The organism is Thermosporothrix hazakensis (assembly GCF_003253565.1).
Lineage (GTDB): Bacteria > Chloroflexota > Ktedonobacteria > Ktedonobacterales > Ktedonobacteraceae > Thermosporothrix > Thermosporothrix hazakensis.
Genome location: NZ_QKUF01000001.1, coordinates 328,690 through 349,848, shown reverse-complemented (window position 1 = coordinate 349,848; position 21,159 = coordinate 328,690). Strand labels below are relative to the sequence as shown.

The 21,159-nt window shown below is 55.3% G+C and carries 15 protein-coding genes; 4 read left to right on the top strand and 11 right to left on the bottom strand.

Translation table 11 applies throughout. The features are described from left to right. Positions 1-58: 58 nt before the first annotated feature. The gene (gene fusA / locus EI42_RS01445) at positions 59-2,110 is read right to left on the bottom strand and encodes an elongation factor G (RefSeq protein WP_111318068.1); all 2,052 of its coding nucleotides are present in this window, start codon (positions 2,108-2,110) and stop codon (positions 59-61) included. Positions 2,111-2,429: 319 nt separating this feature from the next. Here fusA and EI42_RS01440 point away from each other — a divergent pair, with 319 nt between their 5' ends. Then, positions 2,430-3,725: a serine hydroxymethyltransferase gene (locus EI42_RS01440; protein ID WP_111318065.1), complete on the top strand. Its 1,296-nt coding sequence runs from the start codon at positions 2,430-2,432 to the stop codon at positions 3,723-3,725. 39 nt (positions 3,726-3,764) lie between these two features. On the opposite strand, the gene EI42_RS01435 is transcribed toward EI42_RS01440, so the two are convergent. The 9 genes from EI42_RS01435 to EI42_RS01395 form a co-directional block, all read right to left on the bottom strand. Further along, positions 3,765-4,349 (bottom strand): GNAT family N-acetyltransferase, encoded by a 585-nt coding sequence (locus EI42_RS01435; RefSeq protein ID WP_111318062.1) that lies wholly within the window; start codon positions 4,347-4,349, stop codon positions 3,765-3,767. Continuing rightward, positions 4,333-5,343 (bottom strand): phosphotransferase family protein, encoded by a 1,011-nt coding sequence (locus tag EI42_RS01430; protein WP_170142274.1) that lies wholly within the window; start codon positions 5,341-5,343, stop codon positions 4,333-4,335. Before EI42_RS01430 ends, EI42_RS01435 begins: the two co-directional genes overlap by 17 nt. Before the next feature lies 1 nt (position 5,344). After that, on the bottom strand, positions 5,345-7,435 hold the full coding sequence (gene ligA, locus EI42_RS01425; RefSeq protein WP_111318057.1) for an NAD-dependent DNA ligase LigA: 2,091 nt from the start codon (positions 7,433-7,435) through the stop codon (positions 5,345-5,347). Between the two features lie 47 nt (positions 7,436-7,482). After that, positions 7,483-7,770, bottom strand: a complete 288-nt coding sequence (locus tag EI42_RS01420) for a putative quinol monooxygenase (protein ID WP_111318054.1) — start codon at positions 7,768-7,770, stop codon at positions 7,483-7,485. Between the two features lie 153 nt (positions 7,771-7,923). Further along, a complete protein-coding gene (locus EI42_RS01415) occupies positions 7,924-8,991 on the bottom strand; it encodes a phospholipase D-like domain-containing protein (RefSeq protein WP_111318051.1) in 1,068 nt (355 codons plus the stop codon). 268 nt (positions 8,992-9,259) lie between these two features. Further along, positions 9,260-11,518 (bottom strand): sodium-translocating pyrophosphatase, encoded by a 2,259-nt coding sequence (locus EI42_RS01410; RefSeq protein ID WP_246046300.1) that lies wholly within the window; start codon positions 11,516-11,518, stop codon positions 9,260-9,262. Positions 11,519-12,100: 582 nt separating this feature from the next. After that, positions 12,101-13,750, bottom strand: a complete 1,650-nt coding sequence (locus tag EI42_RS01405) for a putative manganese-dependent inorganic diphosphatase (protein WP_111318046.1) — start codon at positions 13,748-13,750, stop codon at positions 12,101-12,103. A gap of 430 nt (positions 13,751-14,180) precedes the next feature. After that, entirely contained in the window at positions 14,181-15,296 is a 1,116-nt protein-coding gene (locus EI42_RS01400; protein WP_111318043.1) for a polyprenyl synthetase family protein, read from the bottom strand. A 138-nt stretch (positions 15,297-15,434) separates the two neighbouring features. Further along, on the bottom strand, positions 15,435-15,938 hold the full coding sequence (locus EI42_RS01395) for a B-box zinc finger protein (protein WP_111318040.1): 504 nt from the start codon (positions 15,936-15,938) through the stop codon (positions 15,435-15,437). Positions 15,939-16,271: 333 nt separating this feature from the next. Between EI42_RS01395 and folP the strand changes: the two genes are divergently transcribed. The 3 genes from folP (at position 16,272) to EI42_RS01380 (ending at position 20,353) form a co-directional block, all read left to right on the top strand. Beyond that, the gene (gene folP, locus EI42_RS01390; RefSeq protein WP_170142273.1) at positions 16,272-17,147 is read left to right on the top strand and encodes a dihydropteroate synthase; all 876 of its coding nucleotides are present in this window, start codon (positions 16,272-16,274) and stop codon (positions 17,145-17,147) included. Between the two features lie 50 nt (positions 17,148-17,197). Beyond that, positions 17,198-18,619 carry a bifunctional folylpolyglutamate synthase/dihydrofolate synthase gene (locus EI42_RS01385; protein ID WP_170142272.1) on the top strand — a complete coding sequence of 474 codons (1,422 nt, stop codon included), beginning with the start codon at positions 17,198-17,200 and terminating at the stop codon, positions 18,617-18,619. A 111-nt stretch (positions 18,620-18,730) separates the two neighbouring features. Then, positions 18,731-20,353 (top strand): long-chain fatty acid--CoA ligase, encoded by a 1,623-nt coding sequence (locus EI42_RS01380; RefSeq protein WP_111318034.1) that lies wholly within the window; start codon positions 18,731-18,733, stop codon positions 20,351-20,353. A 47-nt stretch (positions 20,354-20,400) separates the two neighbouring features. On the opposite strand, the gene EI42_RS01375 is transcribed toward EI42_RS01380, so the two are convergent. Then, entirely contained in the window at positions 20,401-21,114 is a 714-nt protein-coding gene (locus EI42_RS01375) for a metal-dependent hydrolase (protein ID WP_111318031.1), read from the bottom strand. Positions 21,115-21,159 lie beyond the last annotated feature (45 nt).

Sequence of the window (21,159 nt, the reverse complement as noted above, 5' to 3'; positions counted from 1 at the left end):
AAGAAATGCGCCCTCCCCAACGGGGAGGACGCATTCTTTTCTGGGAGGTTTCAGATGTCTAGCTGGCAGCCTTCTGATGTTCTGCGACCAGGGCTTGCTGAACGTTGCCTGGCACCTCTTCATAATGGGCGAACTCCATCGTGAAGGAGCCTCGGCCCTGAGTGATCGAGCGCAGGTCGGTCGCATAGCGCAGCATCTCGGCCTGTGGCACTTGAGCGGTAATCTTCTGCATCCCGTTTTCCAGTGGCTCCATGCCCATCACGCGCCCGCGCTTGGTGTTGATGTCGCTCATGACGTCGCCCATATTGTTTTCAGGAACCACAATGGACACATCCATGATCGGCTCAAGGATCACGGGGTTCGCGTGGGGGACCGCCTCTTGCATGGCGAGTGAGGCTGCGACCTCAAAGGCCTGAATCGAGGAGTCAACCGGGTGATACTTGCCGTCATAGAGCGCGACCTTGACATAGACCATCGGATAGCCTGCCACAAAGCCGCGCTTGAGCGATTCGCGCACGCCTTTCTCAACGCCCGGGATAAACTGGTTCGGCACAACACCGCCCACGATGCGATCTTCAAAGATGAAGGTCTGTTCGCTATCGCGTGGAAGTGGCTCAATCTCCAGCCAGACATCACCGAACTGGCCGTGACCGCCTGTCTGGCGCTTATGGCGACCGTTGGCTTTTGCCTTCTTGCGGATCGTCTCACGGTAATGGATATGTGGCTCTGCGGTTTGCAGGTCAACGCCGAACTTGCGCTTGATGTTCTCGACCGCGATCTGAAGGTGCGTCTCGCCCATACCGGAGATCAGAGTCTCTGCCGTCTCCGGGTCGCGGGCCACGCGGAGTGTGCGATCCTCCTCAACGATACGAGAAAGAGCCTGTCCCATCTTATCCAGATCGCTTTGACTCTTTGGTGTCACGCGAAGTGTGAAGCAGGGCTGCGGGAAGTCGATCGGGCCCAGCGGGGTTGTAACCGCTTTATTGCTGGTCAGGGTATCGCCTGTATGGGTGTTGGTTAGTTTGGTTACTGCACCAAAATCGCCAGCCGGGATCTCGTTTGTGGGCTCTGCCTGTAATCTGCCACGCGGAACGGTCATCTGTCCAATACGCTCGGGCGTTTGGGTCTGAATATTGTAGAAGAGCGTATCGGGCTTGAGGCTGCCGGTATACACACGGAAGGTTGTAATTGTGCCAACCTGCTGCACTGATGTCTTGAAGACAAGCGCCGACATCTCGTCCCCGAAGCGTTTTGCATCCTCTGGAACGGCCTCTGCCGCGCTTGGAAGATAATCGATAAGGGCATCAAGCAGCGTCTGAATGCCGATATTTTTTGTCGCTGAGCCGCAAAGTACGGGGATCAGTTGGCCCGCGTGGGTTCCCTGTCGAACGAGCGAGAGCAATTCATCATCGGAGAGTTCTTCGCCTTCGAGGAACTTTTCCATCAAGGTGTCATCGTTCTCGACAGCCGATTCAATGAGCTGCTCACGATAGGTATTGATGGTATCCTGCAAATCGGCGGGGATGGATACCTCTTGCACGGCGTTGCCGCCTTCAAAGGTGTAGGCTTTCCTGCAAATCAGATCCACCACACCGTGGAAGCTGGATTGTTCGCCGAGCGGGATTTGCAGCGGAACCACTGAATGTCCGAATTGGGCTCGAAGCGATTCAAGGGCGCGTTCAAACGATGTATTCTCACGATCGAGCTTATTCACAAGGACCATGCGGGGGAGCTTGCGTTCGTTCGCATATTGCCATGCCAGTTCGGTACCAACTTCTACCCCTTTTTCCGCAGTCACAACAACCAGGGCTGCATCTGCGACGCGCAAGCCTGCTTTGACTTCGCCGACAAAGTCCATATAACCGGGGGTGTCAATGAAGTTGAGTTTGTGGTCATGCCATTCGACGGGGATCACCTTCGTGTTTAAGGACATCCGGCGCTTGAGTTCCTCGGGGTCGTGGTCGGGAATCGAGGTGCCGTCATCGACTTTGCCCTGACGAGTCACCGCACCGCTATCATACAGCGCTGCATCGATAACCGACGTTTTTCCGGCTCCAACGTGGGAAATTAACGCTACGTTGCGAATTTGTTCCGCACTATATACCTTCATAAGCCCGAAATCCTCCTGTCTTTCTAGCAAGAGGCGGTCTGTCAGGCCGCATCGGGGTCTGACCATAGACCACCTTTTGCAACGCGTGACATTGTTCTTCGGCCGGTTTGTTAGCTGGTACAGGAACGTTTTCTGCTATACATATCCTGTGTAGTAGGATTAGTATATCAGCTATGTGCAGTTTATTCAACAGGGTATCCTATGCCTCAGTGCTTGTCAGGGGGCATCGTACTGTCTATTGTTTCACTGTCCTTTCCCTGCTATACTTGAATCGGACCTTCTACCAGTTCTTTTTTTAGCGTACGGGAGAGTTGAATACATGACCGTAGATATACATGACCTTGAAGCCATTCTGGCGCGTCAGGAGGAGTGGCGGCAGAAGCAGACCATCAACCTGATTGCCAGTGAGAACGCACAGAGCCCCGCTGTACGTCGTGTGCAGAACTCCGATTTTATGGGACGCTATGCGGAAGGCCACCCCAATGAGCCCGGGAAAGTGCTTCGTTACTACCAGGGCACAAAGTATATTGATGAGATCGAGTCAATGGTGACCCGTGAAATATGCGAGCTTTTCGGCGCGAAACAGGCAGATGTGCGCCCGATTAGTGGAAACGCGGCCAATACGGCGATCGCGCTTGGCTATTTGCGTGGTGGTGATGCTGTTGTCGCGAACTCAACGGATGCAGGCGGCCATATCAGTCACGGACCGGTCGGGGTGATCGGACGTCGTATTCAGAACCGCGGGCAGCTTCTCAAGCTTGGTTCGGAGAAGTCCGTCCACCTTCATTATTTGCCCCTGACCGAGGATCGCTATCACGTGGACGCGCAGAAAGCGATCGAATTGATCGATACGGTCTCTCCGCAACTGGTGATTATGGGGAAAAGCCTGTTCCTCTTCCCCGAGCCGCTCTCTGAGGTGGCGGCGTTCTGTCAAACAAAGAAGATCCCTGTGTTGTATGATGCGGCCCATGTGCTTGGCCTGATCGCGGGCGGCCAGTTTCAAGATCCGCTGCGTGAGGGCGCGACCTGGATGACGGGCAGCACACATAAGACCTTCCCCGGCCCGCAGCGTGGCGTGATTCTGAGCAATCTTGAGAGTCCCGAGGCCGAGAAGAAGTACTGGGCGGTGGCTGATCGCGGGGTGTTCCCCGGCTCTTCCAGTAACCACCATCTGCACTCGTTGGCCGGGTTGGTTGTCGCCACTCGCGAGATGAAGCAGTATGGTCGCGAGTATGCACAGCAGATTATTCGCAATGCGCAGGCTCTCGGACGTGCGCTGGACGAACTGGGAACGCCAGTCGAAGCACGTGAGTTCGGGTACACACAGAGCCATATCATCGCGGTCAATGTCGCCGAGTGGGGTGGCGGCGTCGAGGTTGCCAAACGCCTTGAGGAGAACGATATTATTCTGAACTACAACATGTTGCCCGGCGATAGCGATCCTCGGAACCCCTCTGGCTTGCGTATCGGCACGTCAGAGATGACCCGCTTCGGCATGGATGAGAAGGCGATGGGCGAACTGGCGCAGTTAATGCATGATGCCATTCGCGGGAAGGATGTGAAAGAAGAGGTCCACAGGCTGCGAAGCCGCTTCCTTGACATGAAATATGTCTAGCATGTTGAAGGGAAGCGAGGGTAACGGGTGCTCTGCTCGTTACCCTTTTTTATTGTATTCCTGCTCCGGCCAGTAGAGCGATTTCCCGAGCAAAATATCTGGTTTGCCGGGGCCGTTGGCATCGGGAATAACGCCGATAATGCGATAGCCGAGCTTCTGGTAGAACTCATAGGGATGGCGCTTCAGGTTTTTGATGCGCGCCACATGCTCCCAGATATTCGGAAAGAGGTTGATTCCGGCTAGCGAAGTTCTTCCGGTCTCGTCATCGCTGCCCAGGGTGATGGTCAGGCCGCCGCGCTGGCGCACCTGCTCCTCAAAGTCACGGACCAGCGCCGCCCCGACACCGCGCCCCTGGCAGACAGGATCAACGACCAGCGGGTGCAGCTCCCAGACTCTGCCGTGATAGGCGCTGCTTCCGGCGATCCAGCCAAGCACGCTGTTCTGCTCATCGATGGCGATGCGGCTGATAAAGCCATCCCCGGTGTTTTCACGAATCTCTTCCAGGGCGCTGTCTCGATCGGGCCAGGACGTAGGAGACGAGGCTGCGAAACCGGCGATCAGGATACGCGCCACCGCTTCCACAGCGGCCTCATCCTGGAGGGAGAGATCACGAATCTGTACCATACATCTCTTCTTTTCTATCGAATGTGTGCAGTGTATGCAGGATCAACTCTCTGACCTCGGCGATCATGCCGGCGCTGGCGGTGGGCCGCTGTAAAAATTGCGACAGGCTGAGCAGATCCAGCAGTTTCGCGATGATACGCCAGGCTGGCGGAAGAAAGCCCCCATATTCACGATAGCCGCGAATAAAGGCTTGCTCAAAGCTATGCGGCAGCCGATGCGCGTAGCGGAGCATGTTGCCAATATCGAAGAGTGGTGTATCCGCGAAGGCGAATTCCCAGTCCAGCACGGCGGCTGTCTGCCAGCTTCCGTTCTGTGGCCGTACCAGGATGTTGATTCCCTTGTAGTCTCCGTGCGTCAGCCGTGGGATAGCGTCGGAGCCAGACACAAGCAGATAACTATTGCGTTGCACAAAGTTCAGCAGCCACGTGGTTTCTCTTGAGCCGAGGCGCTCTACAGCCGGACTATCCGTCCAGATCTCCTCAAGTAGTGTGAGAAAGGTGTCAGGCCGCTGGAATGGCTCTATCACCGTCAGCTCGGGGCCAAGAATACCCGCCTCTGGAAAGCGATAGCTTCCGATTTGGGCCAGCGTTTGGCCGACGGCATAGGCACAGATCGCAAGCTCTGCCTCGGTGCCGTGCTTCTGTATCTTGCTCAACAGTGGACCTTCAATCCAGCGCAGCACTGCGTAGGGTTTGTCAAAGCGCTGCATGTCGGGGTCCGCATAGAGCACCTCCGGTATCGGAACATGCGGATAGAGCAGGCGGAAGAGGTTGAGATTCTTCCGGCAGGCTCCCTGATCGCGCATATAGATCCGCAGGACAACGGCCTCTGTGGAGTCTGGGAAGGTGATCTTATAGTTTGTATTGCAATGTCCCTCTGTCAGCAGCTCGATGCTGGCAGGGCGCTTCCCGGGGAAGACTGGTTGCAACAGCTCCTGAAGCGTCTCGGGTTCAAGCCGGACAAAGGCGTGCAGTCTTCCCCAGGTTTCTTCCACGCTATGCCTCGGCTTTCTGCTGATATTGGGCAAGCAGATCGAGTAGCCACTGCTCGTCATGGACGGGGACGCCGGCTTTTTGTGCTTTTGCCAGCTTGGAACCGGCATCTTCTCCGACGATCAGATGATTGAGCGATTTGCTAACACCCGTTGCGATGGTGCCGCCGAGCTGCTTGATTGCTTCCTCTGCCTTCGGGCGTGACATGCTGGATAGGCGACCGGTAAGCAGGAAGGTCTGACCGGCAAGCGGGCCATCCTGACCGTGACGCTCTTCCTTCATATTCACGCCAGCCGCGCGCAGGCGCTGAATCAGGTCCCGATTCGCGGGCTGTTGGAACCATGTATAGACGCTATGGCCGATCTTCGGACCGATGCCCGGAATGGCGTTGATCTGCTCCTCAGAGGCATTCATTAGCTGGTCGATGTCGCCGAAGGTGTTTGCCAGAATCTGCGCGGTCTTCTCACCGACGTAGCGAATGCCCAGAGCGAAGAGCAACCGCGAGAACGGGCGACTCTTACTGGCCTCGATCGCGCCAATCATGTTGTTTGCGCTCTTCTCTTTGACGCCCTCAAGCTGCAGGAGTTGGTCTTTTGTCAGGTTGTAGAAGTCAGAGACGGTCTGGATCAGGCCCGCATCAACAAGTTGCTCGCAGGTCTTTTCGCCGATAGTATCGATGTCCATTGCAGGCTTCGAGACAAAGTGTGTGATGCTCTCGAAGTTGCGTCCCGGACAGTGCGGATTCGGGCAATAAGCCATTGCCTGATCTGGAATACGCACAATCTTCGTGCCACAGCGCGGGCAGTTTTCCGGTAGATGGTACACCTCTTCTTGACCGGTTCGGCGCTCGATGACGGGCTTGACGACCTGGGGAATCACTTCACCGGCGCGCTGCACCAGTACCCAGTCACCAATGCGCAGGTCTTTCCTCTGAATATCTTCTTCATTGTGCAGGGCAGCCCGCGAGACGGTCACGCCACGAATGTTGATCGGCTCAAGCATGGCCCACGGGTTCAGCGAGCCGGTGCGTCCTACATTGACGCGAATATCCAGGAGCCTGGTTGCTACCTGTGTTGGTGGATATTTGAAAGCAATCGCCCAGCGAGGATCACGTGCAACAACCCCCAGCTCTTCCTGCTGTGCCAGATCATTAATTTTGATAACCACGCCATCAATCTCATAGGGCAGGTTGAAGCGCTCATTTTCCCATTTGTTGCAGTACTCAAGCACCTCATCCAGCGAGTGCGCAAGCTGAATATTCGGGTTGACAGGGAAGCCCCATTCTTTGAGCAGTTGTAGTGTCTCCCACTGCGAGTGAACCTGCATTCCGTCAATATAGCCGATCTGATACCCAAAGAAGTTCAGATTACGGCTCGCGGTAATACGCGGGTCCTTCTGGCGCAGCGAGCCGGCAGCGGCGTTCCGTGGATTGGCAAAGAGCTTGCCACCGGTGATCTCGGCGTTGAGCTTCTCAAAGCTATCGATAGACATATAGATTTCGCCGCGCACCTCGACTCGATCTGGGATTCTGTCGCCGCGCAGGCGTTGCGGGATGGTGCGAATGGTGCGCACGTTGGGGGTCCAGTCCTCACCGACCATACCATCACCACGGGACGCACCAATTGTCAGCTTTCCTTTTTCATAGGTCAGAGCCATTGCCAGACCATCAATTTTGAGTTCGCAGACGTAAGAAAAGGTCGCGTCGGGAAGAATGTTTTTTGCGCGTTTGTACCATTCGCGCAGCTCTTTTTCGTTGCGTGCATTGGCGAGGCTTAACATCGGGACCGGATGCCGATGCTGGGGAACTTCCTGTGTTGGTGTGCTGCCGACTCGCTGTGTGGGCGATTCTGGTGAGACCAGCTCGGGGTGTTCCTGCTCGATCTGTTGCAGTTCCCGCATGAGCTGGTCATATTCGGCATCAGTCAGGGTCGGGTTGTCCTCGATATAGTATTGATAGTTGGCCTCCTCGATCTGATGCCGCAGCTTCTCCACATGAGCGGCGAGCTGATTTTCATCCTTTGGTGGTTGCTGTTCCCAGAGTGTCCCCTGAGTGCCTGCCGCTTGCTTCTGTCCTTCAGGCGTCTCGTTCTGCATTCTCTCTCTTTGCTCCTGATTTTTTTATGCCTGATCTTCTCTTCTTTTTAGAAGGCCTGATAGTGGAAAACGTCTGGCTGTCCTTCATACAGGCCCTCGATTGTCTTGCGCCATTGTGTAAAGAGGGGACCACCCCGAAAATCAACGGTATGTGCCTCAAGGGATGTCCAGACGTTTGTAACCATGTAGCGTCCGGGATGCTCAATACAGCGGGTTGCGTGAGCCGAAATACAGTCAGGGTGCTCCCGGATCGTATCCAGTCCTTTGATAATTGCCTGTCCTAGTTCCTCTTCTTTGCCCGGGATAGCGGTAAAAAGGGCAATCTCTGTTACCATGTTTCATCCTCCCTTGATACTAAGACGTTCCAATTGGCGAGAGAAGACCGCACTGCTTCAGCCTCTTGATATCCTATCATGAATTGCCTGTCTGGTATAGGGTGTGAGAGAAAAGCAGAGCGAGAGCAGAAGCCCCTGCTCTCGCTCTGTGGCTCAGGCTGCTTTGCCTGTATCCCAATCTGTCGAGAAGGTTTTTTGCAACGTGGAGAGGACATCGGGGTCAGTAACGAGAATACCAACCTCCCGGTTCTTGTCCAGCGACGAGGTAGAGATGTTCTCGGAGCCGACAAAGCCAAGCTGTCCATCGGCAACGAATATCTTGGCGTGCATGATGAGCTTGCCCGCAAACTTCACCTTGACGCCGCCTTTCTTGATATGCTTGATACCTTCGTCATTGTTGTCCATTGAACGTGGCTTTGGCACAATGACCTGTACCTGAACGCCTCGCTTGGCGGCTGCAATGAGAGCGTTTTCAACCTCATCATCCTGCATCTCTTCTGCCTCGACCAGCAAGGTCTTTTTGCTATTGTTGATGATTGACAGGAAGTGGCTGCGTGAGTTCAACGGACTGAGCACAAGGTTTGGATTATCAAACGAGAAATCCTTGCGATCCCAGTCGGCGTTGAACATGTCGATGAGGACCTTCACGTCTTGAGGGTTTTTGTCAATGATGCCATATTCGCGGTTCGCTGCGCTGCTGCTGCCGCCAAGCGCTGACTTGGTCAGATTGGCCGTCATAATGTAGGCTGTTGTGCCGTCAAGAATCATGAGCTTGGAGTGGGTCAGGCGATATTTGGGGTTGGTCGCTTTTGCCTGTGCTCCCGCCGCCTTGAGCTTGTCCATTGTCTCCTGTGGTTTGGCTGCACCACCACCGCCATAGGGGTTATCTTCCAGCATTACCCGCACGTCTTTGCCTTTTTTCGCCGCCGATTGCAGTGCGCTTATCACGTTTGGCTCGGTCAGGAGATAGACCTGAACCCAGACTGACTTTTTCGCGCTGCTGATCGCATCGGTGATGACCTGATAGCCCGCGTCTGGCTCAACAAACACATCAACATCGTTTGCGCCATTTGACGAGGTTGGTGTGTTGTCTTCGCTCTGCTGGTTTTGTCCGCTTGTCGTTGGATTTCCTGTGCAACTGGCCAGAATCAGACAGAGCAGCAGTAATGCCAGAAAGGTGCTGGCAATTACTGACTTTTTCCGGGAGTGGTTCTGTGTCATGTGTTTTTGATACCTGTCTACGCTTTTTGTGCCCGACAGGCACTCCTTTCTATCCCGTTCTTGACAACGCTTACGCGCTGTGCATCCCTACTCCTGTTCACGAAACAGGTATATGTTCTTAATGAAAGAAAACCGGAAATGGATATCCTTTTTGCTGAAAGAGTGGCGGATCTTTCAGATGGTGCAGTCACATCATATCATGTCGACAGGGCTTTGTCGGCACGAATCAGGTGGGGAAAGCCCGAACGAGCTTTCCCCTTGCACCATCTTACGGATGGAGGGCGATAAACAAAGGAGCAAGCACAAGTGTGATCGTGCTCAGTAGCTTGATCAGCACATGCAGCGAGGGACCGGCGGTATCCTTGAAGGGATCACCAACGGTGTCACCGACCACACCGGCCTTATGGGGCTCGCTCTTTTTGCCCAGAACCAGCGCCCCGGCTTCGGCACGGTCGACCATCTCGCCCTGAGCATTGACACGGAGATATCCCGCCTCAATGTATTTCTTGGCATTATCCCAGGCGCCGCCGCCATTATTCAGGAAGAGTGCAAGCACGATGCCGCCCATTGTCCCGACCATCAGCAGGCCTGCTTCGGCATGAGGACCGAGAATTACCCCTACTGCGATTGGTGTCAGTACGGCCACCAGTCCGGGCAGGACCATTGCCCGCAACGCGCCCTTCGTGCTGATATCAACACAACGGGCATAGTCGGGGTCGGCTCGATCGGCCACATTTTCGGCCATAATCTTGGGGTTATCGCGAAACTGACGCCGCACCTCTTCAATCATTGCTTTTGCTGCCTTGCCCACGGCCTGAATCGCTAACGAGCTAAAGAAGAAGATCAATGTCAGCCCGATGAGCGAGGCAATAAAGACCGAGATATCAGCCAGATCGACCCGATAGACATCAGGCGTCGGGTTGTGGCGGAAGAGCTCGTCCAGGTAGGCGGTAAAGAGCAGAAAGGCTGCTAGTGCCGCGGACCCGATGCCGTACCCTTTGGTCAGGGCTTTGGTGGTATTACCCACGCCATCGAGTGCGTCGGTAATGTCACGCACTGCTTCGGCCTGTCCGCCCATTTCGGTAATGCCGCCCGCGTTATCGGTGATAGGCCCGAAGGTATCCATTGCCAGAATGTACGCGCAGCTCATCAGCATGCCCATTGTGGCGACGGCAGTGCCAAAAATGCCACCCGGGCTGATGACCATCGGCACGCCCGCGACCGCTGGCATCGTGACCTGACTCCCTAAAAAGAAGGAGAGGCCCAGTGCGCCACTGATCGCCAGCACTGGCAGGGCGGTGCACTCAAAGCCGATGGCGATGCCTGTAATAATTGTCGTGGCCGGCCCGGTCAGCGTGGAGGCGGCGATTTCGCGCACGGGACGCCAGGTACCGGCGGTGTAGTACTGGGTGATGTAGACAAAGGCAACGCTCAGCAAAATGCCCACGATACCCGAGAAACCGAACCAGAGCCAGCCGGGAATGTTGTAGTTGCCGGTGACGCCCGTCCCTTGCAGCAAGAGATAACTGCCAGCTACAACGCCGATGGCCGAGAGGATGCAGGTAATCCAGTAGCCGACGTTGAGCTGCTTCATGGCGATTTCGCCGGGGTCGCGACCTGCTGCCTTGTCCGGCTCGGTCACAATTGAGGGGCGAAGCCACATAATGCCGATGCCCGAGGCGATCAGCCCGAAGGCGCGAACGACCAGCGGAAAGAGAATCCAGCCAATATTATGTGTCGCCAGATAGAGATTGACGCCCAGAATCATCGCGCCAATGTTTTCGGCGGCGGTTGACTCAAAGAGGTCGGCGCCACGGCCCGCACAGTCTCCCACGTTATCGCCGACCAGATCAGCAATCACGGCCGGGTTGCGTGGGTCGTCTTCGGGGATGTTGGCTTCCACTTTGCCGACCAGATCAGCGCCAACATCAGCCGCTTTGGTGTAGATGCCGCCGCCGAGCTGGGCGAAGAGGGCAACAAAGCTCGCGCCAAAACCGAACCCGACAATCAGGGAGGGGGCAAGCTGCGGGTTGGTCAGGCCTCCGTAGGCAGTAAAAAGCAGGGAGACACCAAGCAAGGAGAGGGCAACAACCAGAAAGCCGGAGACCGCTCCGCCTCGTACGGCCACAGTTAACGCTTCTCCCAGGCTCCGCCGGGCCGCGCTGGCTGTACGGATGTTGGATTTGACCGCTACGTACATGCCGATGTAGCCAGAGATACCAGAGCAGAGAGCGCCGATCAGGAAGGCAACCGCGGTGTGCCAGGCCAGATCCCATTTCTGGGCCAGACTCCCCTGACTCAAGAGATACAGTACGCCTGCTACGAGGATTGCGGCAAAGATGGAGAGTACGGCGATGGTGCGATATTGCCTGTGCAAGAATGCCATTGCCCCTTTAAAGATAGCGTCTGCCACTTTTTGCATGGCCGGGGTGCCGGTATCCTTACGTAAAACATAGTTGGCAAGGAAGGCCGCGAAAAGAATTGCCAGTAGCCCTATGCCTATGGGAACCCAGATGTAGTTGGTCACGATAGACAGCCTCCTTTCACGAAGCCTGACTCGAAGCGAAGCCGCGTGAGCGCTGACACTCACGCATTCGGCTTGTGTCTTACGATGACTGAACGTCCCTCCTACAATCATTGTAAAAAAAGGTGATGCAGCTTCCCTCTCTCTGGTAGAGAGGGAGAATCGAAAGATAGTGTAACATATGCGCGTATTCTGTGACAAGAGAATTTTATCCTATTTACACATATATGGTTTTTGTAATGAATCTATTCTGGTAAATTTCCTGTCGATCGGGCGCTTTCTGCTCGCTTGATTATACAGGCAATGCCGGAAATACGTGTATATTTGTCGAGTATAAAGGGAAAAATTTGTATAGATGTGCTTTTCTGAGAAAATAGAAGAAGAGTGTGTTCCTTGCTTAGAAGAAAGAGAAATAGGCATGAATCGTGTTGAGAAGGGCAGGGCCGGCAAGGGGACAGTATATTGATATTTCAATTCATAGTAGTGGAAAATGGAAGCGCTTTTCTATTCTCACTCAAATGAAAAACGCTTCCAAAAAAAGGCTATGCCACCCGCGACTCAGGCGAGTGGCAGACGAAGCAGACATTATTTCTCGTCTTTGGTGTTCATCGCGGCCTCGATCCGTGGCAGGGCCGGTACAACCTGCTTCTTGCGCGAGACGAGACCCTCAACCACGATAGAGTGACCATCTTTCTCCAATGGCGCATTGAAGACCTCGGAGGCAGCGGCCTCGCAGTTGTGGAGCAGCAGGCGGCAGCGCATGTTCAGAATGTCAACGATCATGAACATGAAGGCGGTGTAGTTGCGCTCTTTGGAGAGCCGTTTCATCGTATCGAGCAGTTCAGGTAGGCGCTTCTCGACAGTGGCCGGGCTGGCGGTCTCGACGGTGCCTACAGCGAACTTACCGGAGCGCACATTGAACTCCTTGAAATCGGAGGTCAGCAGTTCCTCGGCGTCCTTCTCGTTGAGCTCGCTGGCGGCGGCGGCAAAAATGGCCTGTCCATATTCCTCGATATCTTCTCCGGCGATGGCGGCCAGCTCGGCTGCTACCTGCTCATCGGTCGGGGTGCAGGTGGGAGAGCGCAGGATCAGCGTGTCATAGAGTAGACCAGCGAGCAGGAGTCCGGCAACCTCGCGCGGAATGGCGATCCCCGCTTCATGATAGAGTTTGGTGATGATTGTGCCGGTGCAGCCTACCGGTTCAGCGCGGAACATGATCGGCTTGCTGGTGTAGACATCGGCAATGCGGTGATGGTCGATAATGCCGAGGAGTTCGGCTTCGTCGATGCCATCAACGGCCTGCGAGCGCTCGTTATGGTCAACCAGAACCACCCGCTTCGGACGCGGCTTGATCAGGTCTGTGCGGGACACGTAGCCAACCAGCCGGTTGTCAGCGTCGACGACGGGCAGCGAGCGGTGTCGCATGATGGATCCCTTGATCTCGCTAAGCAGATCCTCCGGGTGGCAGAACTCAAAGTCGCGGTTCATAATATCCTGAACCTGAATACTCAGATTGATCAGGCGAACGGCGGTAAAGGTGTGATGCCCTGTGCTGATGACCATAACTCCATGCTGCCGGGCGGCAGAGAGGGTCTTTTCTGAGACGAGCAGATCACCGGTAATGACCAGGGCGGCGGCACCATTTTCGATGGCGGTGAGCTGTGCGTCTTCGCGATCGCCAACCACGACGAGGCATCCCGGCTCAATGTACTCGGTCATGGTCTCGGCTTCCATCGCGCCAACAAGGATGCGGTTGCCTAATGGCTTGCGTCCCTCAACCAGCACGCGACCACGCAGCACCTTGACCAGATTCTCTTTATGCAGGGGAATCCGGTTAACGGACTGTGGATCAAGATCATTGAAGAAGAGCTTGGCGAAGTCCTCGTTGGTGATAATACCATGGACCTTGTTGTCTGCATCGATGACGGGCATTGAGCGGCGCTCATGCTCCTGAAGGAGCTGGCCTGCTTCAAGTAAGGGCTGATCGATATGAGCAGAAATAACGCCACGGCGCATGACATCTCTGACTTGCAGGTAGACATCGTCGAGAGCTTCAGGAGGCGTAACGTTATAGCGGTCGAGCACAAAGCGAATTTCCGGCTTCAATTTTCCATTGCGGGCGGGAATGGCGTTCTCGTTTCCCTGCATCTGTAGAAGCCGAGCATAGGCATATGCTGAGGCCACCGAATCCATATCTGAGCTTTTATGTCCAATTACGTATATTGGCTGTGCCATTTGGTTACTCACTCCGAAATTTTGGGGTCTTTTCTAGTCACTTTTGATGTAGGGAATTGGTGACTCTCGAATTATCTCTTGAATGCGGCATGCCGTCAAGCTTATCTTAGCTGTATCTGACGCGTGAGTTGATTTCTTACGTAGATCTGCCCCATTTTACCACAGCCATTTGCTGATAGATGAAGCCTCTTTACAAGCCGATTTGTGTCGAAAGATGCTTTTCAGTATGCCGCTTTCTTGCTTCTTTGCTGAAAGAGCACGCCAGCACATGGATCAGGCCCCTCTGCTGTCCGCATCTTACCCCCTCCATTTTTAGTATAAAGAGTGGTAGAAAGACGGTGAAATGCCTGCTTCCATTCGCTGGCCTGTTCTGTCACACAAACAAGCGAAAAAGACCTCCCCGACAGGAGAGGCCTCATCGAGTCTGGTTTTAGTGTGCCGCCTCTTCGACGAAGCGCACCATGACCTCCATATCATCCAGTGCGCGTTGAGCGACCGGATTGTTCTGTCTGGGAACCTGTGCAAGGGCCTTGTATGCCCGCTGACAATACTGACTCAGGAAAGTACGGCAATACGCCCGGGTGCCTGTGCGCTCCATGCATTCCAGCACGGTACGAACCTGCTCGGTGCTCAGTGGCTCCTGCTGCTGGTAGATCTGCTGAAGCCTTGCTCGATCCTCGGCGCTGGCCTGTTCGAGCGCATGAAGGATGGGCAGGCTTTTCTTGCGTCGATAGATGTCGCCTGCTTCAGTCTTGCCCAGTTCGGCAGTCGTTGCCCAGACGCCAAGCAGATCATCGCGTACCTGAAAGGCCAGACCGATTGCTTCGCCGAAGGTTCGCAGGCTCTCAATAGTGGCCTGATCCCGGGTGCCAAGCATCGCGCCCATCTCGGCTGCACAGGCCATGAGCGCTGCGGTCTTGCGTTGTATCATATCGATGTACATGGCTGTCGAGACCTCGGTCTGATCCTCGAAGCTCATGTCCAGATATTGGCCTTCGGCAAGGGTCAGGCAGCTTCGGTCGAGGACACGCCCGAGCCGCGCTGCAATCTCGCCCTCAACGCCTTTTTCCAGCACATCCCAGAGGGCAAGCCGTGAGAGGGCAAACATGCCATCTCCGCTGTTAATGCCGTGTGAGGCTCCCCAGATGCTCCAGAGAGTGCGGCGGTGGCGTCGTTCTTTATCGCCATCAACGATATCATCGTGAATCAACGTGAAATTATGGGTCAGCTCGACTGAGGCGGCAGCCGGGAGCGCCCGTTCAAGATAATCCTGCTCGTTGGACAGTCCCCAGGCCCCGGCAGCTTCGTAGGCGAGGAGCAACAGGGTCGGGCGCAGGAGCTTGCCCGGATTGCTGCTGGTCGGCGTGAAGCTGGCATCAACCCAACCGAGATGGTAACGCATCTGCCCGTAATAGGGGGCGAGGTCGTTCGCGCTCTGGACGGTGGCGGGATCTGCCGCGATGCGCTCAAAGCTGGCCTTGAGAGCGTCACTGATGCGCTGTTGATAGCGCGTTAATGTCGCGTAGAGAGTTGGTGATAAGGTCATGCTAACAGAATTCTTCCCTGTTTTTGAATAATGAAGAACGGCCCTTCCTCTCTCCTTGCTTGCTTCTCTGCTTTTGTGTTGGAAAGAGGAAGGGGGTATTTTTCTCCCGTGACTTCTCTATTAGATTATAGCAGTTTTTTAGGGATGGAAGTAGAAGAAGACAGCGGCAGCAACAGTTCCTAGAGCAACGAGGGTTCGAGCCAGCCCTTTGAGGCCGCCAACAAAGTGCAGGGGTGAACAGAGGTCACAATATCGGTTCACATACTGGTAACGGTGGCCTCGCATCCCGTCGCGAATAATCGTGACATCCTCTGACTTGCGCTGGGTATGCAGCTCGTCACAGATATGCCGTCCGCAGCCGCGACAGAAAAAGTTATCGACAAAGTGTGAGGTATGGGAGATTGACCACTGATCGGGGTAGACCTGAATGCCACACACATAACAGATCTGTTCCTGTGCGAGCCTCATCTGGCGTTCCGCGCAGGGGGAATGATGCTGTTTCGGAAAGTGTTCCTGACAGAAGCTCAGATTGCAGTCGGGACAACGCCCCAGGGCTTCCTCTTCGCATTCCCGGCAGCGGCGTGAGGCAACGACCTTATGGAGCTGTCTGCCCTCGCGTATTGTGCGATTCACCTTCGGCATATGCTTCTCTCTTTTCTTTACTTTGTATCTTCAGGCAGAGCGCTCTAGTGGCGCTCTCTTCTCTTACGTAGAGGCCGTATGGAAAGGTTTCTCTCTGCTATTATAGCATGTTGCTTATTGGGAAAAGAGAAGAATGGGCATATCGGCATATAGCTTGCCTTCTGCTCTGTTCTCTGGCCCTCCTGTTTTCTGGCTGAAGAGAGGTAAGAGGGGGTGAAAGCAGGAAGAAGCAGCAGCTTTTGTTTGCCTTCGTTTTGCCCACAGGTTATGATAAAGGATGGTATTATTGTATCCTTGTTTCTTTTTGAAGCTGTTGTAAGTGAGGATATGTCCATGTCCCAATCACTAGCACCTACAACCTGGGGCCCCTACCAGTTGGAGTGGGGAACTCGGACCTATATCATGGGAATCGTCAATGCGACCCCCGATTCTTTTTCAGGTGATGGTCTCAAGCAGGCTGATCTAACCGTTGAGGAGGTGGTCAAACAAGCAGTCTCCCAGGCGCAACACTTTGCCGGGGAGGGCGCGACGTTTATCGATGTCGGTGGCGAGTCAACGCGTCCCCATGCTCTCAGGGTCTCGGCTGAGGAGGAATTGGCCCGCGTGATTCCGGTGATTCGCGCTATGCGGCAAGAGCTTCCCCCGGAGACGATCATCTCGATTGATACCTATAAAGCGATTGTGGCGGAACAGGCGATCGCTGCGGGAGCAAATCTTATCAATGATATCTGGGGCTTTCAGTATGATCCTGATATGGCGGTCGTAGCGGCAGAACAGGGTGTACCTGTGGTGCTGATGGCGAATATGCGTGGCATCCCCAAGAAACGTGACATTATCAGTGATATCTTGCGCTTTCTCTCGACGAGCATTGATAAGGCTCTGGCCGCCGGCGTGGAGTGGGAGCGCATTATTATTGATCCCGGAATCGGCTTCGGAATGACGCCTGAAGAGGATGTTACGGTGCTGCGACGGCTCGGGGAGCTTCGTTCGCTTGGGCGCCCCATCCTGCTTGGCACCTCGCGTAAGTCGCATATCGGGCGTATTCTTGGCGGCTTGCCTGCCTCCGAGCGCCTGGAAGGGACTGCCGCGACGGTCGCACTTGGCATCGCGCAGGGTGCCGATATTGTGCGCGTGCATGATGTACGTGAAATGCTACGCGTTGCCAGGATGAGCGATGCTGTGGTGCGTGGCTCATTTGCCCTTGAGTAACGCGGGATCTTGCAAACCAGAAACTTGCTAGTAAGGAATCAGTGGAACTCGTGAACTACCAGGATGCACTTGCGTATATCTACGGCTTTAGCGACTATGAGCGCAGTGGCAAGTATACGCGTGACCGTGGGGAGAATCTGCCGCGCATTGCGGCCCTGCTTGAGGCTCTTGGCAATCCCCACCAGGACTATACCAATACTCTGATTGCGGGCACAAAGGGCAAAGGCTCGACCGCTGCAATCATTGAGAGCGTGCTGCGGGCGGCTGCTGTACGCACTGGCCTGTATACGCAACCCGATTTGCATACTTTCCGGGAACGCATGCGCGTCAACGGGCGCTTGATCAGTGAAGATGAGGTTGCGTCCCTGATCCCGACGATTCAACAGGCTGTGGAGGCCGTACGGGCCCGGCAGGAGTTTGGCCCGTTTATCACCTATGAGATTGGTACTGCGCTGGCCTTCCTCTACTTCTCGCGTCAGCAGGTACAACATGCCGTGGTTGAAGTCGGGCTTGGTGGGCGGCTCGATGCCACCAATATCACGCATCCGCTGGTGTCGGTGATTACCTCGATCAGCTATGATCATATGGCTGTGCTTGGAGACACGCTTGAGAAGATCGCGACCGAGAAGGCTGGCATTATCAAACCAGATGGGCTGGTGGTCACATCGGCTCAGGCTCCTGAGGCGTTGTTGGCGATTGCGCGCATTGCGGCCCTGCGTCAGGCTCGGCTGATTCGTGCAGGACATGCGGAGGTTGACCCGGCGCAGGCCGAGGTTGAAAGCGGCGCTCTGCCTCCGCTTCACTATCGCTATCGGCTTCAGGAGAGGCGAGGCGAGCATCAGATCTTTACGGTCTGGACGCCTGAGCATGTCTATTCTGATCTTGAACTGGCGCTGGCGGGTGAGCATCAGCTTGAGAATGCGACGGCGGCGCTGGCAACGTTGGAACAGTTGCGCCAGAAAGGAATTGTCTGGGATGAGGCCGCGCTTCGCGAGGGCCTGCGCTCGGTGCATTGGCCAGGACGCATTCAGGTTGTCGGACAGCATCCGACGATTGTGGTGGATGCGGCCCACAATACCGATTCGCTGCAAAAGCTGCTTCAGGCAATTCATACTTCCTTTGAACCGCGGCGGCTGGTGATGGTCCTCGGGACGTTGCGCGATAAGGATCAGTCCGGCATGGTGCGCGCGCTGGCCGATGTGGATACGGTTGTACTGACGGCGGTCCAGAATCCGCGTGCCACTCCTGTCGCGGAACTGGAAGCGCTCTTTCAGGAGTACGCTCCCCGGGTGAAGCTGTTTCGCGCGGAGCCAAGTAGCGCAGCCATTGATCTCGCAGTGCGTCAGGCCGGAACCGATGCGCTGGTCTGCGTGACGGGTTCGGTGTACCTGACCGGTGAGGCGCTCCGGTGGGCGGCTGCACATGGGGATAAACGATCGAAGGGTGAAATAGAGGGGATAGACCATCCATAAGATTGCTGTATGTGAATATGCTGTAGCAATCGATATTTTGAGAGGGTAATGATATAATCTTGCGTGTAGATCGTCGCATATTCTGGCTGTTTACCAGGCGAGGAGGAAAACATGCAAGGGTTAATGATGAATTACCCTCTCACTCTGCAACATGCCTTTACGCGTGCAACGACCATTTTTTCGCGGAATACGATTGTCACCCAGACCGAGGGAGAGCCCCACTGCTACACCTACAAAGAGTGGGGTGAGCGGGTGATGCAACTGGCGAACGCACTGCGACAGGCGGGCGTGCAGCAGGGTGATCGAGTGGCTACTTTTGGCTGGAACACGTATCGTCATTTTGAGCTCTACTACGCGGTTCCCTGCATGGGGGCGGTCCTGCATACCCTCAATATTCGCCTTTTTGTCGACCAATTGCTGTATATTATCAATGAGGCCGAAGATAAGTTTATTTTCGTCGATGGCGACCTTGTTCCCCTCCTGGAAAAACTGGCTCCACAGCTTCCCTCTGTCCAACTCTATGTCATTATGGGAGAAGCGCCATATGGTACCGGGGCCCTACAGCCGGCTGTTGATTATGAAGCGTTCCTGGCCGGGCAACCTGCTGTGTACGAATGGCCGCAGCTTGAGGAAGATACCGCCGCCGCGATGTGCTATACCTCGGGAACGACCGGGAACCCGAAGGGCGTTGTCTACAGTCACCGCTCGATTTTCCTGCACTCGCTTGGTGTTTGCCTGGCTGATGGCATGGGGCTTTGTGAGCAGGATGTGGCGTTGCCAGTTGTGCCGATGTTTCACGCCAACGCCTGGGGAATCCCGCATGCCGCAGCCTTCACCGGGACCAGCCTTGTGTTTCCGGGGCGCTTTCTGGACCCTGCACGGCTGGCCCGGCTGATGGAGAGCCAGCATGTAACGATCAGCGCCGGAGTTCCCACTATCTGGATCGGGCTGTTGCATCTGCTGGAAAGAGAGCAGTATGACCTCTCGGCCTTGCGCGCCATTTATTGTGGTGGGTCAGCGGCGCCCCGGAGTCTGATTGAGGGACTGGCGCGCAAAGGGATCAATCTGTTGCATGCCTGGGGAATGACCGAAACCTCTCCGCTGGCCAGTATGGCCCGTCCGCGGCGCTTACAGGCTGAACAGTCGCTGGACGAGCTCTTTCGGGTCAAGGCCACGCAGGGAACCATCTCGGCCTGTGTGGATTTTCGCGTTGTGGATATGGAGACCGGTCAGCAAGTGCCCTGGGATGGGCGGAGCTATGGAGAGTTGCAGGTGCGAGGGCCCTGGGTAGCCCGTGCCTACTACAAAGATACCGGGTCCGCTGCCAGGTTCGCGGATGGCTGGTTGCGTACGGGAGATGTGGCTGTGGTCGATGAGAACGGGATGTTACAGCTTGTCGACCGCACGAAAGATCTGGTCAAGTCGGGCGGTGAGTGGATCTCGTCTGTCGAGCTTGAGGGCCTGATTATGGGCCATCCGAAGGTGCTTGAGGCCTGTGTGATCGGTGTGCCTCATCCAAAGTGGGGGGAGCGCCCGCTTGCCTGTGTCGTGCCAAAGCCAGAATACGCGGACCAGATTACTACGGAGGAGCTCTTTGAGCATCTTCGCCCGAAGGTGGCGAAATGGGCGCTCCCCGATGCGATCATTTTTGTGGAAGCGATTCCGAAGACCAGTGTAGGCAAGTTCGATAAGAAGGTGCTGCGCCAGCGCTTTGAAACCTATCCGCTGGATTAAGCAGTCCGCACCTCCAGGGAAAGCCCCTGGAGGTGTTTGTATGAACTCTAGCTGATGGTCTGGCCGGGCTTCATTTCGATGACTTCAACCTGATCCAGACCGAGTTTACCCAGTTCCTCGCGTAGCTCGGCAGGGGTGCCGCGCAGAACCGGGAAGGTGGCATAGTGCATCGGAATCACATGCTTGACGCCGAGCAGCCGGGTTGCCAGCGCTGCCCCGCGGGGGCCCATCGTGAAGAAATCGCCGATAGGTAGCATCGCGATATCAGGTGCATAGAGTTCGCGAATAATCTGCATATCAGTGAATGGCATGGTGTCGCCTGCATGGTAGATCTTCAGACCATTCTCAAGCTCTATCACATAGCCTGCTGGTTCGCCTCCATAAGAGCCATCCTCAAGCCCGGAGGTGTGTAGCGCGTGAGTCATGCTGATCGTGATATTGTCGATGACCACACTACCGCCTTTATTGATCCCGATCGTGTTTTCGACGCCCTTGCTGGAAAGCCAGTTCGCAAGCTCAACGATAGCGATGACCTGCGGCTTATACTGCTTTGCGGTTGCCACAGCATCCCCGATATGGTCGGAATGCCCATGGGTGGCAAGTATCAGGTCGAGGTGCTCAAACTTGCGCGCCTCTGCCGGGCAGGCGGGGTTATGCTCTAGCCAGGGATCGATCAAAATAACCTTGTTTGATGGGGTTGTGATTTTGAATGTGGCATGACCAAGCCAGGTAATTTTTGCCCCTTGCAATTGTAGTGTCATAACGCTCCTTTCGTCGGTTGCAGTCATTGATTTTCTGAGAGTGCC